This is a genomic window from Hyphomonas sp. UBA4494 (assembly GCF_002388935.1).
GTDB lineage: Bacteria > Pseudomonadota > Alphaproteobacteria > Caulobacterales > Hyphomonadaceae > Hyphomonas.
The window spans coordinates 168047-184557 of sequence record NZ_DGNK01000003.1 but is presented as its reverse complement, the minus strand read 5'-3'; the positions used below and the strand labels follow the sequence as shown (position 1 = coordinate 184557).

General features: G+C 54.5%; 15 protein-coding genes. 2 read left to right on the top strand and 13 right to left on the bottom strand.

What is annotated here, in order from left to right:
• The first annotated feature begins 14 nt into the window (after positions 1–14).
• Together B2P82_RS01595 and B2P82_RS01590 are read left to right on the top strand one after the other, a co-directional pair.
• A complete protein-coding gene (locus tag B2P82_RS01595; RefSeq protein ID WP_290494666.1) occupies positions 15–851 on the top strand; it encodes a sulfite exporter TauE/SafE family protein in 837 nt (278 codons plus the stop codon).
• A gap of 60 nt (positions 852–911) precedes the next feature.
• Positions 912–2057, top strand: a complete 1146-nt coding sequence (locus B2P82_RS01590) for a pyridoxal phosphate-dependent aminotransferase (RefSeq protein WP_290494664.1) — start codon at positions 912–914, stop codon at positions 2055–2057.
• Positions 2058–2220: 163 nt separating this feature from the next.
• Here B2P82_RS01590 and B2P82_RS01585 read toward each other — a convergent pair whose 3' ends face one another.
• The 13 genes from B2P82_RS01585 to B2P82_RS01525 form a co-directional block, all read right to left on the bottom strand.
• On the bottom strand, positions 2221–3102 hold the full coding sequence (locus tag B2P82_RS01585) for a TauD/TfdA dioxygenase family protein (protein ID WP_290494662.1): 882 nt from the start codon (positions 3100–3102) through the stop codon (positions 2221–2223).
• A 38-nt stretch (positions 3103–3140) separates the two neighbouring features.
• Positions 3141–5438 (bottom strand): TonB-dependent receptor, encoded by a 2298-nt coding sequence (locus tag B2P82_RS01580; protein WP_290494660.1) that lies wholly within the window; start codon positions 5436–5438, stop codon positions 3141–3143.
• Between the two features lie 212 nt (positions 5439–5650).
• Positions 5651–6886 (bottom strand): MFS transporter, encoded by a 1236-nt coding sequence (locus B2P82_RS01575; RefSeq protein WP_290494658.1) that lies wholly within the window; start codon positions 6884–6886, stop codon positions 5651–5653.
• 166 nt (positions 6887–7052) lie between these two features.
• Complete coding sequence (locus B2P82_RS01570) at positions 7053–7679, bottom strand: cysteine hydrolase family protein (RefSeq protein WP_290494656.1); 627 nt, start codon at positions 7677–7679, stop codon at positions 7053–7055.
• Between the two features lie 51 nt (positions 7680–7730).
• Entirely contained in the window at positions 7731–8849 is a 1119-nt protein-coding gene (locus B2P82_RS01565) for an LLM class flavin-dependent oxidoreductase (RefSeq protein WP_290494654.1), read from the bottom strand.
• A 106-nt stretch (positions 8850–8955) separates the two neighbouring features.
• Positions 8956–9276: a 2Fe-2S iron-sulfur cluster-binding protein gene (locus B2P82_RS01560; RefSeq protein ID WP_290494652.1), complete on the bottom strand. Its 321-nt coding sequence runs from the start codon at positions 9274–9276 to the stop codon at positions 8956–8958.
• A gap of 56 nt (positions 9277–9332) precedes the next feature.
• Positions 9333–10412, bottom strand: a complete 1080-nt coding sequence (locus B2P82_RS01555) for a TauD/TfdA family dioxygenase (RefSeq protein WP_290494650.1) — start codon at positions 10410–10412, stop codon at positions 9333–9335.
• Positions 10413–10533: 121 nt separating this feature from the next.
• A complete protein-coding gene (locus B2P82_RS01550; RefSeq protein WP_290494647.1) occupies positions 10534–11367 on the bottom strand; it encodes an oxidoreductase in 834 nt (277 codons plus the stop codon).
• Positions 11364–12296, bottom strand: a complete 933-nt coding sequence (locus tag B2P82_RS01545; protein WP_290494645.1) for a ribokinase — start codon at positions 12294–12296, stop codon at positions 11364–11366. The genes B2P82_RS01550 and B2P82_RS01545 overlap by 4 nt, the downstream gene beginning before the upstream one ends.
• Entirely contained in the window at positions 12293–13588 is a 1296-nt protein-coding gene (locus tag B2P82_RS01540; protein WP_290494643.1) for an MFS transporter, read from the bottom strand. The genes B2P82_RS01545 and B2P82_RS01540 overlap by 4 nt, the downstream gene beginning before the upstream one ends.
• Positions 13585–14076: a VOC family protein gene (locus B2P82_RS01535; protein ID WP_290494641.1), complete on the bottom strand. Its 492-nt coding sequence runs from the start codon at positions 14074–14076 to the stop codon at positions 13585–13587. The genes B2P82_RS01540 and B2P82_RS01535 overlap by 4 nt, the downstream gene beginning before the upstream one ends.
• 60 nt (positions 14077–14136) lie before the next feature.
• Positions 14137–15087, bottom strand: a complete 951-nt coding sequence (locus B2P82_RS01530) for a helix-turn-helix domain-containing protein (protein ID WP_290494639.1) — start codon at positions 15085–15087, stop codon at positions 14137–14139.
• 101 nt (positions 15088–15188) lie between these two features.
• The gene (locus B2P82_RS01525) at positions 15189–16394 is read right to left on the bottom strand and encodes an aromatic ring-hydroxylating oxygenase subunit alpha (protein WP_290494637.1); all 1206 of its coding nucleotides are present in this window, start codon (positions 16392–16394) and stop codon (positions 15189–15191) included.
• Between the last annotated feature and the right edge of the window lie 117 nt (positions 16395–16511).

The window sequence follows — 16511 nt, the reverse complement described above, 5'->3', positions numbered from 1 at the left end:
GAACTGGACCTTTAATGCTGGGACTTGAATACGATCCATTGCAATTGGCACAGCTAATCAGTGTTTTGATGATCGCCGGTTTGATCGCCGGCTTTGTTGCAGGATTATTTGGAATTGGCGGCGGGTTCGTCGTGGTACCTGCTTTGCTTCTGGTTTTCAGCTTCTTCGGCGTAGATGGCGAAGTGCTGACACATGTGGCCATCGGCACATCGCTGGCCACCATTATTGTTACCTCATCCCGATCGGTTCACGCCCACAACAAACGGGGTGCCGTCGACCTTCAAATAATAAAGGACTGGGCACCCTGGCTGCTCGTGGGTGTCATCGGTGGCATCATTCTGGCCCAATTCATGGATGGCAGATCTTTGAAGTGGGTTTTCTCGATTGGTGTTTTTCTGATGGGCCTGCACTTCATCATGCCCGTTCTGAAGGATGTAAAACTGTCTAACGAAATGCCCAAAGGGGTAGCTTTAGCCGGGCTTGCTTCCTTTCTCGGAGGTTTCTCGGCTCTGTTAGGCATCGGTGGCGGAACGATTGCCATACTTACCATGACCATGTGTGGTCGTCCCATACACCAGGCTGTCGGGACGGCCTCCGGGTTTGGCGTAATCATCGCAGTCCCCGGCACAATCGGATTTGCGCTTCTGGGGTTAGGCGCCAGCCAGCTACCCGTTGGCTCTTTTGGATATGTGAATGTTCTCGCTGTCGTTGCCATCACGGCAATGTCGTTCATTACCGCGCCACTCGGCGCGCGGGCTGCCCACGCATTGAACGGGCCTGCCTTGAAACGAGTGTTCGGAGTATACTTGGTTGCAACATCCGCAATCGTTCTATGGAATTCGTTCACCTGATACGGGGTGAAGCAAGAGCAAACGCGTTGAGTTAAAAGTGAAATCAGGAAGGAAATGAAAATGGCATTTGACGTATCGAGACGGTTCTTGATGGCGGGCGGACTCGCCACGGCGAGCCTTGCCGGTTGCGCAACCACAGCAGCCGAAACACAAGGCGCCTTTCCCGCGACTGCTACGCCGGACCCGTATCTGCTGGGGCCCAAGGAAGGAGTGGCACTGCTCTCCCGCAACGAGAACCCATACGGCCCCTCCAAAGCTGCATTGAAGATGGTAGAGTACGCAGCCAATAAGGGCGCGTACTACACCTCGCCTGAGGCCATTCAGATGCTTGCACAGCTCATCGCGGACAAGAATGGTGTTACACCTGAGCAAGTCGTTCTGACCACCGGATCCGGCGAGGTGCTCAGCGCTATCGCGATGATCTACGGCAAGACGGGCCCAATTGTCGCCCCCCGTCTTTTCTGGGATACGACTGCTCTGTATGCCGTCAACCAAGGCGTCGGAAGCATCGATCGGGTGCCACTTGCAGCCGATATGAGCGTGGACCTCGCGGCGATCGAGGCGAAAGTCACATCAGAAACAGGCATCGTCCAGCTGTGTAATCCCAACAATCCTACGGGTATGGTGTCAGACGCGGCAACGCTGAAATCGGCGGTGAAGCGCATGGCTGCAAAAACGACGGTTCTGGTCGACGAAGCCTACATGGAGCTCGCCGATGATCCCGAAGGCAATACCTGTATCGGGCTGATCGATGAAGGCCACGATGTCATTGTGACACGCACCTTCTCGAAGATTTTTGGTATGGCTGGATTGCGCATGGGCTATTCAATTTCATCCGCTGAAACGGCGGAGAAAATCAGAGGTGTCGTCATGTCATGGTCTCCCTGCACTTCTTATGCTGCCGCTATAGGCGCCTACCAGGATGAGGCGTTCATAGCCTATTCGAAACAGAAAATTGTTGAAGCTCGTGAGATGGTGAACATGACCATCGATACGCTCGGTCTTGAGCGGCTACCGTCCCAGACCAATTTCGTTTACTTCAAGTCTGGTAAAGAAGCGAATGATGTTCAGAAGGCCATGGCGGCAAAGCTCATATCCGTTCGCGGACAATATATGGACTATACTGAATGGACGCGAGTTTCGATGGGAAAGATCAAAGATGTAGAGCGGTTCTGCAAAGCTCTTCCAGAAGTGGTCGGCGCGTAGTTGGTGCGACTCGCGCACGTCAATCCACATCAGACCCGGCAGGGAACCTATTGGCCCCTGCTGGGTCTGGACTGTGTGTTGTGGACCGAGACGCATCGAGCAGCTTCACGGTAGTTTTGAACGGTCGTCACAATTAACTCGCACTACCGCGATGAATCAGAGGTCAAACAGTTGCTGCAACTGTCTCCAGTTTTCGATTTTGAAGTGTGCCGCTGAATGGTTTGTCGCCGGCTATTGTCACCCTGTAGCCGGACCGAACCTCTGGAAAATAATCCCACACCGCCAGATGCTGAACGGCACGATTGTCCCAGAAAGCAATCGAGTGTGGTTGCCACTGAAACCGCACCTGAAAGTTCGGGTTCTTGACATGGTCAAACAGAAACTTGAGAAGCGCATCACTTTCCTCTGAAGGAATGCCCTCAATCCGGGTCGTGTAAGACGAATTGACGAAAATACACTTCTTTCCGGTGACAGGGTGGGTGCGGATAACCGGGTGCGTCGCGACCGGATACCGCTTGTCATAATCTTTGAACAGAGCATGATATACCGGATTGGCATCATGGACCGCCTCAAGCCCTTCAAGATAGGATTTCATCCGATCAGACAGCGCATCATAGGCCTTGTACATGCTGGAGAACATTGTGTCCCCGCCCGTTTTCGGGATCGTGTGCAGGTAGAGGATACTTCCAAGAGGAGGAGCCTCATCCGCGCTTAAATCAGAATGCCACCCTTCACCGGCAACATATTTGGAGTCCGCATCCGCATGGATGGCGACGATCTCCGGGTGCCCGTCAATCCCCGCAACGGCCGAATGGATAGCCAACGGTCCAAATAGCCGCCCCAGATCCTTATGGGCGTCATGGCTGATGGGCTGGTCCCGGAAGAATATCACCTGAAACCGGGCCAACGCATCCCGTAGTTCATCAGCCTGAGCCGGTGACAAGGGCTTCGTCAGGTCTATGCCCTCAAGTTCTGCGCCAAGATAGGGTGTCACCCGTTTGGCTGTAAAACTACTATAGTCCTTGTCACCGTCAAAGTCTGACACGTCAGTTACCTTTCGTTTCGATTAGCATAGTGTCTGGATCAAAATTCGAAGCCAAACGTAACGAGCAGCTGGCGCGGTGGCACATACTCATTACTAACCGTTCCACTGGAGTATGGATCCACAAACCGGCCAGACACCCCTTCTTCATCCGCGATGTTTGTCACAGAAGCAGAAACGTACCAAGGACCCTCATTCGGCTTGTATTGGAAATAGGCATTCCAGAGGCTGTAGGAAGATACATCGTCGGCTCCGTCCGTATTAAAGATACGAGCTTCGTATTCACCCACATACACATTCTCGATCCGAGACGTGAGCTCTCCATGATCGCCAATCGGCTGGAACCAAGCAGCATACAGATTATACGTCAAGTCAGCCAGATTTGGTGGCGTGTTGCCATTGACTTGCACCGCAGCGGATTGGCGCGCCAGGAACCAATCGAAGGTCCAAGGATAAATCGTACCGGACGCCTCGGCCGACGCAGCAGCGATATCCGCCAAACGACGATCCAACGCTTCGTAGTCCGCTGTAACTTCGCCGTCCAGCAAAGCCATATTACCGCCAAGCATCAGCTGGTCATCAAATGCCAGATAGCTACCTTCGAGTTCCAGACCATAAGTCTCCGCTTCAGGAATATTCCCGATGCCACCCGAATAAGGGATCGGATCCTCTTCAATGAACTGCATGTTTTCATACTGGTTGAAGAAGATGGAAGCGTTCAGTGTCGCGCGCCCATCCAGGAAAGTATTCTTCGAACCGAACTCAATCGCCTCGACGACTTCCTCATCATAAGTCGTTGACACGGTCAGTGCACCAGAGGAGCCTCCGTTCAGGCCACCCGGCTTGTACCCTCGCGACAAGCTCGCATACAGCATGGAGTCTTCGGAAAGATCATAGTCCAGCCCGACTTTCCCAGTCCAAGTCTGGGTATCGAAAGAGCTCTGAGTAGGAGTTGAGTAATAGGAAGCGCCTTCGCCCTCATATTTATCATCATTGTAGCGAGCGCCGATGGTGGCGTTCAGATTTGTCATGATTGGCACCGTCGCCTGAAAGAATGGGGCGATGGATTCCCGGTTCACCGAGGAGATGTTTTCATAAGCCAGATTACCCGGGATTGCCGACTGAGGCGTATCCTTCGGAAGTACAGGTAGAGGCGGAATGGAGGTGACCCCCAACTCACGATACTCGACCACGTATTGAGCGGAATCTGTGTTGGAGTAAAAAACACCCGCGATCCAGTCAATTGGGGCCTCCGGCAGTGAGCTGATCGTCAACTCTTCCATGAAGGTCTCGGCATCTGTCGCCCAAGTCGCAACATGGTCATATCCACCATATGTCGCAATATCCAACCGATCAGCATCGAATGACTGGTCGTGCGTCAGATCTTGATAGCTTGTCACCGACTTGAGTGTCGCGAACGGCAGTTCATAAGCAACGTTCAACGTCGCCAACTCTGAACGCAGTTTGAACTTGGCGGGGAAGTCCTGTGTTAGCTCTCGAATGTCGGGGTTTGGATCCTCGAGATTCTTCAAGGCACCACCATTATGCTTGTCATTGTAGAGCGTATAGGAAAGCGTCGTGGACAGCTTGTCTGTCGGCTCCCAAAGCCCCGCGATGCGATAGTGCTCATTGTCGGCATCATCGAGCTCATATCCGCCATCTACGCTGGTGGCAGTCGCATAGCCATCATGGGACGTTTGCTGAATGGAGCCGCGAATAGCTGCCGTTTCACCGATGGGGACGTTGTAAGACGCAAACCCTTGGACGTAATTGTAGTCGCCGAGCGTTGCCTTGAAGGTGCCCTTGTACTCATCAAGGGTCGGCTGCTTGGTGATAATGTTGATCGATCCGCCCGTTGAGCTCTGCCCGAACACGGTGCCTTGCGGACCTCTCAGAACCTCAATGCGGTCAACGTCGAAAAAGCCCATATTCAACGCGATTGAATTCGGCAGGAACGCACCATCTACATGAAAGGAGACGCCCGGAATGGTTGCAAAGTTTTCTGGCGTCTGCTGGCCCACTCCCCGGATTGTCACGATGCGCTCGGACCCACCACTCTTGGTGATCATCAGGCCAGGCACATAGCCATTCAATTGGCTGGGGTCCGTAATGCCAGCCTGGTCAAGAATATCACTCGTGATCGCGCTCAATGCGATTGGCGCATCCTGGAGAGTAGTTTCGCGCTTTTCTCCGTAAACGGTAATTTGGTTCATATTACGAACCGAATCGTCATCACCAGCAGCATCGTCCGCAAACGCGCTTCCACCCTGAATAAAGGCCAAACTCATTGCCGCACATGCGACGCTATACTTCAAAATGACTTTTTTGTTCCGACCCATGACATTATCCCTCAAGCTGCAGAAATCACAGAATTTGCGATACCCTACGCTATGTCCGGGTTTTGGGTCTGACTTGATTTCCAGCGCCAAAATAATTGAAAACTCTTCAAAATTGGCACTTAACACCTATTCTCTACACCCACAAACGCAGCCCACCACCTCGCTGGACAGGCCGTGCAAAATGATCGAACAATGGTTATTCTTGCCGCATTCTAAACCGGTCGAGTGAACGCCTGAGAAGGCTTCAACATTCCAGGGTCGCGAAGAACCTGTATAATCAAAGCCAGCACACCAAGGGCCACCGCGAACGCAAAGAAGACGGGCGCGAATGAGCCGATTTTGTCAGCTGCCATTCCAGCTGCCAACGGGCCAAAGGCAGCAATAGACGAAATCTGGTGAGACGCGCCTAGCAATTGTGCACCAATTACCCGCCCAAAGCAGTCCACAAGCAAAACCATGGTTGCGACAACAGTGATACCCCAGCCAGCGCCAAACATCAGTGATGACACCAGAACAAGGGCCGGGTTGGTCGCGACAGCAAACATGACGACCCCGACAGCCTGCAGCGCCATACTCAATGCCAACATGTGGCGGGACGAGAACCGCTCACAGAGCGGACCTGCCAGTCCTTTGAACGCGAGCGATACGAACGCCATGAAGCTGAGCCCCAAGGCCCCGACAGCTGGAGACAGGCCAAGAAGCTTCAAGTGGCTCACAGCAATGGAATGCACCGTCGTAACGCAGGCGAGATTGAACGTGATGGCGGCCGCTATGATCAGAAACAGAGGCCGTCCGATAGCCACTCTCCAGGATGGAATAGCCCCGTCGACTTCTTTTGCATCGTCGGGCCCGCGCGAGTTGTCAGTCCTCGCCTCGCCCCCGGATACGTCTCGGCGCTCTGTGATGAATGCTCCACCAACAAGGATGAGAACGCCGCAGATGACAGCCAGCAGCATCCAATTGAAACGCCAATTTGTCCATTCCATCATGTAGTGGCTGAGGCTGGGACCCATAATGTCTCCAATTCCTCCCAGCATGAGATAGAGACCAATCATGCGGCCAGTATGCTCCGGAAACCATTCACCGATCAGCCAGACGGCCGTGACGTTCCCGGCCAGAGAGAATCCGGCTCCCGCAAGGCACATTGCCGCGAAGAACATGCCAAGCCCCTGGCTGGCGCTGGCCAGCCCAAAACCCAAGGCGACGCAGAAAAACCCGAAACAGAAAGTCAGGCGCGCGCCGATCCGCTGCAACAGGATGGCTGGCAGGAAGCTGGTCAAACCCACGGCCAACCCCAGAATCGTGAAACTCAAACCAGCGGACGTGTAAGACCAACCGAGATCATCCGCCATGACGAACAAAACGACCCCAAGAGAAGCAAATGTACTCGCATTCAAGACAAAAAAGCCGGCAACGACAACCGCAAAGATTATCCATTTTCGATACATGCCCGCTTCCCTTCAAAAAGGTGCGAGACGTCGATCAGATACGGCCTGATGCCGGACGTCCACCACGACCATACAATCGCACATGTTGGCGGTGCATTATTGACGGCATGCGAACTGATTTTTTAATCTTCGAGCAGAATGCAAAGTTGTCTCAGCAGCTGCTTTGTCAGGCCTCGTCCGAAATACCGCTCCAAGCAGAAAGAACCGTCTTAGTATCTGCCAGCAAAGCGCAGTTCTTTTCGAGCGCCAACAACCCCCCGGCGTGCAGCGCATCTTCATAAGCCGCGCATGCATCAGACACCACTATCACGTTGAAATTTCGATGGAACGCCGAGCGCGCGGTCTGGTCCACGCAGCAATCAGTCGTCACGCCCGCGACCAATACTGTGTCGATTTCACGTGCGCGCAACTGCTCCTCCAAATCCGTTCCATGGAAGCCATCAAACAAGACTTTCTCAATCTCGATGTCTCCGTCCTCCGGGAACAGTCGATAATAGTCGGAACCTGGCTCGTCTGCACGGCAGATTGCATGCTGGCCAGGACGTCCGCGCCGGGCATATAGATTCTTGAGGGCAGTGGAATCTGTTTCCTCCCGCGTAACCACTCGGACGAAAGCTACAGCTGCTCCTTGCACCTTGGCTACAGCACGCAATGTTTCCATCTTGTCGATGGCAGAGTTGATACCGGACATATCAACGCCCGCCATTCCGATCACGCCATCCGGCGATACGAAGTCAACCTGCACATCAATCAACAAAAGAGCTGTTCGCGCTGGCGCAATGATCCCCTTCAAGAGGGTTGGATCGACATGCGGAAGCGCATCAACAGAAAGCGACGATGTCATCTACGCGGCCCCGGCAAGCGCAGGAAACTTCGCCCGCAATTTCGGCATAACGTGTTCAGCAAACAGAGGCATGGCAGAAATATAGTCCGGGAAGATCAGCATGAGCCCATCAATTCCCGAAACTTCCAGCAACTCACCGATTTTCTGGACAACAGTGTCTGGCGAGCCAGCCACATGAGGCGCCATAAAGGATGAGCGTGCCTTTTTCACGAAAGCATTCTCCTCGCCAATCTCTGCGTCGAGAAAGCCGTAAGCACGCATCATTCCGCGTAAGGCTTCTTCATCCAAGCCTTCCCGGTAATGCAGGGCGGTCGCCTCGGCTTCCGCGTCGGTCTCGCCCAGCACGATGGTCTGCATGGCATATGTGCGGATGTAACGCCCCATATCAGCCGCGATGCCCTTTACCTTGTTACTCGACTGCGCCAGCTTTTCAGGTACATCGCCGGAGAGAAAAATGGCGTCCATTTCATTGGCGCTGAAGCGCATGCCCACTTCCGACGAACCGGCACAAACCAAGAAAGGTTTGGTCGATGGTTTGGGGTTGGACACACAGTCCTCCAATTGAAAATAATCCCCCTGCATCGTCACCGATGGCTGGGTCCAAAGGGCCTTGATCGCCTGAATCCATTCCTTGGCGAGATCGTACCGGGCGTCGTGATCGACGCCTTCCGGCCACATACCCATCTGCGAGAACTCGCCCTTGTAGGCACCGGTCACCACATTCAGGCCGGCTCGGCCTTTGGTGACCTGGTCCAGCGTTGCAATCATCTTGGCCACGGTGCCGGGGTTCTGAAGAATTGTATGAACCGTCGTCCAGACCTTTACCCGCTCAGTCACCTCCGCGAGTGCAGCCATTGTCACGGTCGCATCAAGCGTTGAATTCCAGTGCTCGGTTTCACCGCCATAGCCGCGATACTTTGCCATAGACATGATGAAATCATATCCATGCTTCTCGGCAAGAACCGCCACCTGACGATTGTAGGCATACGACCCATCAAGTTCTGGCTTATTCTTCGACAAAATCCATCCGCCATTCGCAATTGGCATAAAGATGCCAAGATCCTTGCCTCCAACGTCGGACGGCAGATCGAATTTTGTTGGCACCAGTTGCTGAGACATGCTTCACTTCCCTCATTTCCTGACTGGAATATCACCCGACATTTACCCAGCATTCTTGACTATTCGCGCCTCAACTATTGATCGGCTCGATTCAGAGCGCATTTGCTCAATCTTCTTCCGGCGCCACTTCCACTCGCAAACCTGCCAAGGCCTCGGTGATGATGATCTGGCAAGATAGCCGCGATTGCGGACGTGCATTATCTGAAAAGTCCAGCAATTCGCGCTCGGATTCCGAAGCGGCTCCGGCAAGCTCGCCAAATTCTTCCGCCACATACACGTGACAGGTCGCGCACGCGCATGCTCCTCCGCAAATCGCAGCAATGTCCTCTACGCCCGAATTGGTGATGGCTTCCATCACACTATGTCCAGCGGTTGCGTCGATGATCGCTTCTTCTCCGGATCTTTTGACGATGCGTAGTTGCGGCATTCAGGTCATCCTCTGTTTTTAACGGCTACGCGCGGCGTTCCGATTGCTCGGATACCTCAGGATATCATTCGTGGAACAGCGGCGTCCGCAATCTTGAATTTCCCCGCATTGTCATCGTCTGCACCCTCGCGCGGCTTTTCGCGAACCTGGACAACTCCATTCTTTCCAAATCCTTCGACGACAGGTCGTCCTGCATCCCGGCTCAGCCAGAGCCGCAAAAGGTGACGCTTGCGTTGTGGTTCCGGGAAATCGAAAAATTCGGTTCGAGAATGCAAAGCGCCATAGTTGGAGAGCCACTGAATATCACCGGGGCGGAAATCCATCTCGATGGCCATGCCAGGTTCATATGTGATCTCGTCAAACAGCTCCAGCACCTCTTTCTGCGCGTCGCTCAACTGCGGGACGCCGGGATAATCCTGAGCCGTCAGAATGTACAACGAGCCCGCATACATGCTGAACACGCCTTCTTCGATGCTGATGATCGGCGAGGTATAAGTGTTCGCTGGCGCATTGTGGTCTTGCCGGCGCCAGTCCCAGTGGAAAGGCTCAAGCAGAAGCGGCGCCAGGTCCGGCCGGCGTCGCAAGATCTCATTATAAATTTCGGCGCCCGAAACGAGGCAGGATGCCCCCCCGGCTTTTGCAGGCCTCAAGCACATCAGGGCCACGACATCCGAGCTGTCGGAGTGGAAGACCAGCTTGTCACGAACCTTGGACGACAGCGCGGTTGGATCATCCATCGTCTTGTCGGAGGTTGCATAAATGTGATCCAGCAGGTCGCCCATCTCGTTCTGTCGGATCGGATCACCCATATGCAGGCCGAGAATGTAATAAATCGCAGATGAAAGTGCGTCCGAGTAGAGATGTGTTCTCAATCCACGAACGAGCACAAACCCGCGACCTGTATCTACATCACTTCCCCATTTCGCGATCGCGTCGGCACATGCTTTCAGCGGATATTCAGAGGCTTGAACGAACCGCAAGTCTGGGTCGTCTTCGACGAACTTTGCACCCAGATCCTCAAGCTCTGCGATCTGAACCGGAGACAAATGGTAGATCCAATCTTCGCCCGCCTTGATCTGGTCACCCCTCCACGCAGCGGCGCTGGTGACAGGCTCACATGTTTCCATCGTGCTCATGATGATCTCCAAACTCGGTTTACGGGGTTTTGCATCCTGGAGATGCTAGAATGGAAGGATGACGCGGTCTTGCCCGGTGTCACACAAATTCTTTCTGACGGTAATGAAGTCATCGGAATTCTCACATGCCGTCTGCAGAGACGGCCAAGCTGACATTTTTGAACGCTTCGATGCCGTCACTCAAATTCGCTAAGTGACCTATAGCGTACTTATAGGCATCACTCCCCAAGACGAGCAGCGTGGGTGGAACATCCATTTCTGTCATCTCGCATATGGCGTGCGCAATCTTCGTGGGGGAACTCGGTTCCTTTCCTTTGCCTTCCGTCAGAACTCCATGAGCCAAATGCGCCGTGCCATCATAGTCCGATATACTCGGCGGGGCCGAATCCAGCGATCCACCTGAAAAATCGGTGCGCATGCCACCCGGCGCCACATTGGTCACATGGATACCCAAGGGCTGGACCTCATCAGCGAGTGTCTGCCCAATACACTCCATCGCATATTTGCTGGCTCCATATATTCCAGTTCCCGCCCAAGGTGCCAGACCACTCACCGACGTGATGTTAATGATATGGCCGCTTCGATGTTGGCGCATGCCCGGCAGCACCGCCTGGATCATGGCAACCGCGCCGAGCACGTTGACCTCGAACAAGGCCTTGATCTTGTCCAGCGGCGTCTCCTCGATCGCACCGGTGAGCCCATAGCCCGCATTGTTCACGAGCACGTCGATTTGGCCAAAACGCTTCTCGACCTCGTTGATCGTTTCACGGATGTCGTCAAAGTGTGTGACGTCCAGAAAAATCGGCACGGCAAGTTGCGGATCAGTTTCCGCGAAGATTTGCGCATCGCGTTCGGACCGCATTGTGCCGACAACCCGATCTCCGCGTTGCAGGACCGTCTCAGCCAGGTCTTTTCCCAAACCTTTCCCGACGCCTGTTATTAGCCAGGTTTTCATCCTGATACCTCCGCTGCGGTCATTTCAAAAATCGCAAGCTCAACGTCTTCCAGACTTGGCATTGATGCAGCTGCGCCGTTCTTTTCCACGCACAAGGACGCCGCGACCGAGGCGAAGTAGATCGCTTGGTCAAGTTCAGCTCCCGCTGCCAATCGCGCACAAAGCGCGCCACAAAAGCAATCGCCCGACCCCGTTGTGTCGCGAACCTTCGTGAGGCGAGCCGGTGTGAAGTCGAGCCCATCTTGGGTGATAGCCAAAGCACCGGCAGCACCACAGGTGAGAACAATGACCTGGTCCTTGTGAGCAATAAGCTCTCTCGCAAGCACTGTAATATCTTCGACATCTTCTGGCAGGACCTCTCTTCCGGCGTAGAAGGCCAACTCGGATTCATTCAGGATAAGGATGTCTGTTAGCGCGAAAAGAGAATCTCGGGCTTCAGCCACAGCTGGGGCGGCGTTTAGTACTGTGATTGTTCCCCGGTCCCGGTGTGTCCGGAAAAAGTCTACGGTCGAAGCGATAGGCGTTTCCAGTTGGGCAAGCGCAACTCGGCTTGGCTCAACCGGTTCAGCCGTTAAGCTCAAACGGTCATTTGCGCCAGCATGTACGATGATGAGATTTTCGCCGGCCTGATCAACGCATACATAGGCGCGTCCACTCGCTTCACCGGCAATGACTTCTACGTCTGCAGGCGTCACCGCGTGTGCGGCCAATTGCGCAGCAAGCCATTCGCCATCCTCGTCGTCGCCTACACAGGCGCGAAACCGCAAATCGGCACCCGTTTGGGCGGCGCTCACCGCTTGGTTGGCGCCCTTGCCGCCAAGATACCGTTCAGATTGTATCGCGTGCACAGTTTCACCCGGTCGCGGAAGGTCATGCACTCGCAAAACTATGTCCAAATTCACGCTTCCAAGAATGTCCAGTTTGCTCATGACGCAGATGCCTCCAGTGATGCGGAGGGTCGCTGTATGTCAAACGCAGGCAACAGGAGGATGAGCGCAGCCCCGACCGCCAACAGAACAGTCAGCACCCACACCGACGCCTCGTAACTGCCCGTCACATCAAATCCCACATCCATAAGAACTGGTGCGCCACCCTGAAATATAATGACCACGGAGTAGTACACGCCGATGATCATACCGAAGGCTTTGAGACCAAAGTATCGAGACACAAAATAGGACAGACAACCGAACTCTGCGCCAAGCCCAACTCCCATCAAGGCCGCGCCAAAATATATCACGACCATAGACTGGCTATACTGAAAGCATAAAAGACCCAATATCGCAGCCGCGAACATGGGTACCGCGACAATCGGCGTGTAAAATTTATCGAGCAAATATCCCGTCACCACCTGCCATCCCGCTGTGACCAGCGCGAAGATGCTGATTGCAAGTGTGGCCTGCTGGACAACGATACCTCGATCCATGAGCATCGGAACCACATGGGTAAAGATGGCAGTCATACAGCCCGCTCCGAGCGCGACTGCCGCCATCAAAATCCAGAATGTCCGAGTTGAAGTTGCCTCTGCGAGATTGACGCCGGGCAGAGGAGCCGCAGGGATGTCTGGCACATCAAGCTGTCGCTCGCGGAGTTTGATTTCCTCTACCCTCCCCGGCGCATCCCTCAGCAAGGCGAGAAGCGTTGGAAAGCCCAGGCAGAATACGATCAAACCGATGCCAATGTATGCGCCGCGCCACCCGAACTGGACGAGCATCAGACCAGCCGCGATGGGCATGAAAGTTGATCCGACGCCGTTGCCGAATCCCGCGGCTACGCCGAGCATCAGCCCCCGCTTCTCATCGAACCATTCGGATATGACTTTGGAATAGGCTGGTGTCGATGGGATTGCTCCAGCCGCTCCTACGATGGCGAACAACAAGTAAAATTGGACCACTGAACCATCGGCCAGAGCCAAACCCGCAACCGCCGGAGCGAAAAGCGCGTTTCCAACAAGTATAACTCGGCGAGATCCCCAACGATCCGACAGCCGACCAGCCAAGGGGTAGATGATGGCGGACATCACCGCAGTTAGAAGCAGCACGCCCGACACCACTGCCCGTGGCCATCCGAATTCTGTTGAAATAGGGATCAGGAACAGGCTGAAGACGGCACTGATGGCGGGAGTGGTGCTGACAATGTTGCCGACAGTTGCAGCTACAACCACTCCTGCCCGGCTAGCACTTCCCGGTTTCCCGGCCACATCCGCTCCCATCACTTCGGTCACTCGCTCGTATAGCCTTCCGGAATAACGGGATCGACGCCACCTTTCCTCCACAGGATGATTTCGTTCCCCCAAGGATCACGGAATGCGTCATTGAAACCATTAAACTCTTTCCAGTAATGGTTCCGCCACAGAACTTCCGCTCCATGCTCAACTGCGGCGGTCATGATCCTGTCGACAGAGTCGTCTTCGCTCACTAACACCCACAGGCGGGATGACCTCGCAAACGGAGACAAGGTGCGCGGATCCACGCCAGCGGGGTCAGGATTCGGGCGCAAGTTTGCGACATCCCCAATTCCGATATGCAGGTTCCCGATCTCGCTGTCAGATCCGTCGGGGTTTTTGAAGTTCCCGCCTGGCACCATGCGGCAGAACTGGCCATCCATTCGAACATCGTCTTCCCAGCCCATGACAGCTGCATAGAATTTTCCGGCCTTGACCGGATCGTCTGACATGAGGTCGACGAAAATCAGAGTGTTCGGAGAAGTCATATATAATCCCTATACTTACTTTCACGCGCCCTTTCGGGACGCCATCTGCTGAAGCCAAACTTAAAGGCGGTCTTTCGACAGCTCTTGATACTGCCCCCACAATTTGTTGACCTTCATTTCATCCTCGATCTGGTTCGCCAGACCGGAACGGCGATGTTCTCGTGGCGACAGCCCGAAATGGTCGCGGAAGCTCCGGCTGAAATGTGCCGAACTGCTGAACCCCCAGCGGTATGCAACTTCCGAAATGGATTCCTGCGCATGCAGCGGGCTGATCAGGTCGGCATGACAGCGCTCCAGTCGCCTCTTCTTGAGGTAGCCGCTAAAGCTCCGATTATCAGCGGCAAACAGACGCTGCAGATACCGTGGTGAAACGCCGACTTCGTCTGCCGCCTTTGCGATTGTCAGATCGGGGTCCCATATTAACGTTTCCAGTGTCTGTTGGATTCTGTGCAAATGGGCAGCGCGTGCACCTTCCGCACCACCCAACGAACGTTTTCCGGCAACACCGAGTAGTTTGCTGGACAACATCTCGATCAGGGAAAGCTCGACTGGTCGAAGATCTTGCGTGGAGATATCTCCAATCTCATCGGCCAGTATGTGAAGCATGCTGATCAGCATACGTCCAACTCCGGAATTGCCGTCGAGCGTACCAGCTTGATAATGGGTCGGTGCAATCAATCGTCCGCCCAGCGCCACGGCTGGAATTCGGACGAATAGTATCGCGTTGTTTTCACTCACTTCCAGGCGGGAATCATGACGTGTCGCGCCAAAGACGATTATCTTGTTGTCAACATTCACCGAGAACTTGTCTGCGCTGAACCTTGCATCCCCCTTCAAAAGGACGAGTAGCCAGAGGCCCTCGCCCTGCTCAAGTTCCCGACCATCAATCACCTGACGACCAGACTCAATCCAGGCGAACTGCAGACCCATGGTGGACGTCTGAATAATCATCTGTCCATCAACAGGCTGGCCACCCGGATCAGACACAAATGGCAACCGCAATCTACGCATTGCATTCGCCCAAGCTGCATTTCTGTCAGCTGGCGGAACCGACCGCGTATTAAATCTCCAGGTGGTTGGATGCTCGGGCGGCCTCACGTGATCGGCCTACTCTACTCTGCCGCAATGCTGGCATCATCCGTCGGCTCAGCGCGGCGGTTCCATTCCGAAACATACCGGTCAACGAGCCATTCATTGAATTGCGCTTGCGCTCCTTCCTGCCAGGAGTAGCGCCCCCGTTTGGCAAAGCGCGACCGCAGTCCGAGCTGGACCATTTCGTCAACATGCCAATCCTGAGCAATAATATGGGATGTCGAATTCATGATCATCTCCATCTTGTGCTCATAGGCTTCGTCTTCCATGGCCCCAGGCGCAACAAGCACGCCCGTGTCCATGTAATGCGTTTCCGGGCTGTCAGGACGAATGATCAGATAGATCACCATGTCGCTTGTCATCACGAGCGACAGGCTCGGTGGGATGTTCGCAAACGTCATCCGCTGGCGCGCCTCGTCAGAGAGGCCAGGGAATACGGGCAAGACAGCCTTCTGAGTCGGATTGAAGCTCGCATCCGGATGGAGCGTACCATTGAACCTCAGATAACCTGCCGCTCCCTCCGGTGCGTCCGGAAAGCTTGCACGCTCGGAAGGTACAAAGTCATGCAGGGGTCCATGATGCAACCGGCTGGCGTGGTAACCGTCATTGTTATTCTCGAACATGACTTTCCAATTCCACATCAGGCGTGGTGCCGGATCCGGGCGCGGACCTTCAGCACTGGCAAGGTCATATCCCTTGATTGCCTCCTGCACGTGGACCAATCGAGGGGCCAACGGCGCTGCATCCTGATCAAAATTGATAAAGATGAAACCTTCCCAGACCTCAACTTTGAAGTTCGGGAGCCCATTCGCCTTGCGATCAAACTCGCACGTCTTGTTCATTGCAGGGGCGCCCACAAGGTCACCGTCAAGCGAATAGCTCCAATGGTGATAAGGACACACGAACCCGCGCGCATTCCCGCTCCCCTCGGCCACGAGCATGGCGCGGTGCTGGCATACCGATGACATGGCCTTCAACTCACCCTTGCGATTTCGCGCAACAACGATCGGCTCATTCACGGTCGAAGTCGTGAAATAGTCACCGGGCTCCGAAACCCACTCTTCCCGACCAACACACAGCCAATCGTGCGTGAAGAGCGCCTCCTTCTCGAATTCGTAGAAACTGGCGTCGGTGTAGCATTCAGGTGGCAATGTTTCGGCTTCCAGCACGTCCTGTTTGGATGTCGCCAGGGACTGGATGAATTGCTCGGTGATGGTGATCGGCATTGTCCGGTCCTTACTGCTTCTGTCAGCCTCAATCTGTCATTCACAGCGTGCACATTCTTGTCTCTGCGCGCACAACATGTTTCCCGGCAGCCTTTTTAAGGGAAACATCGGGAGAAC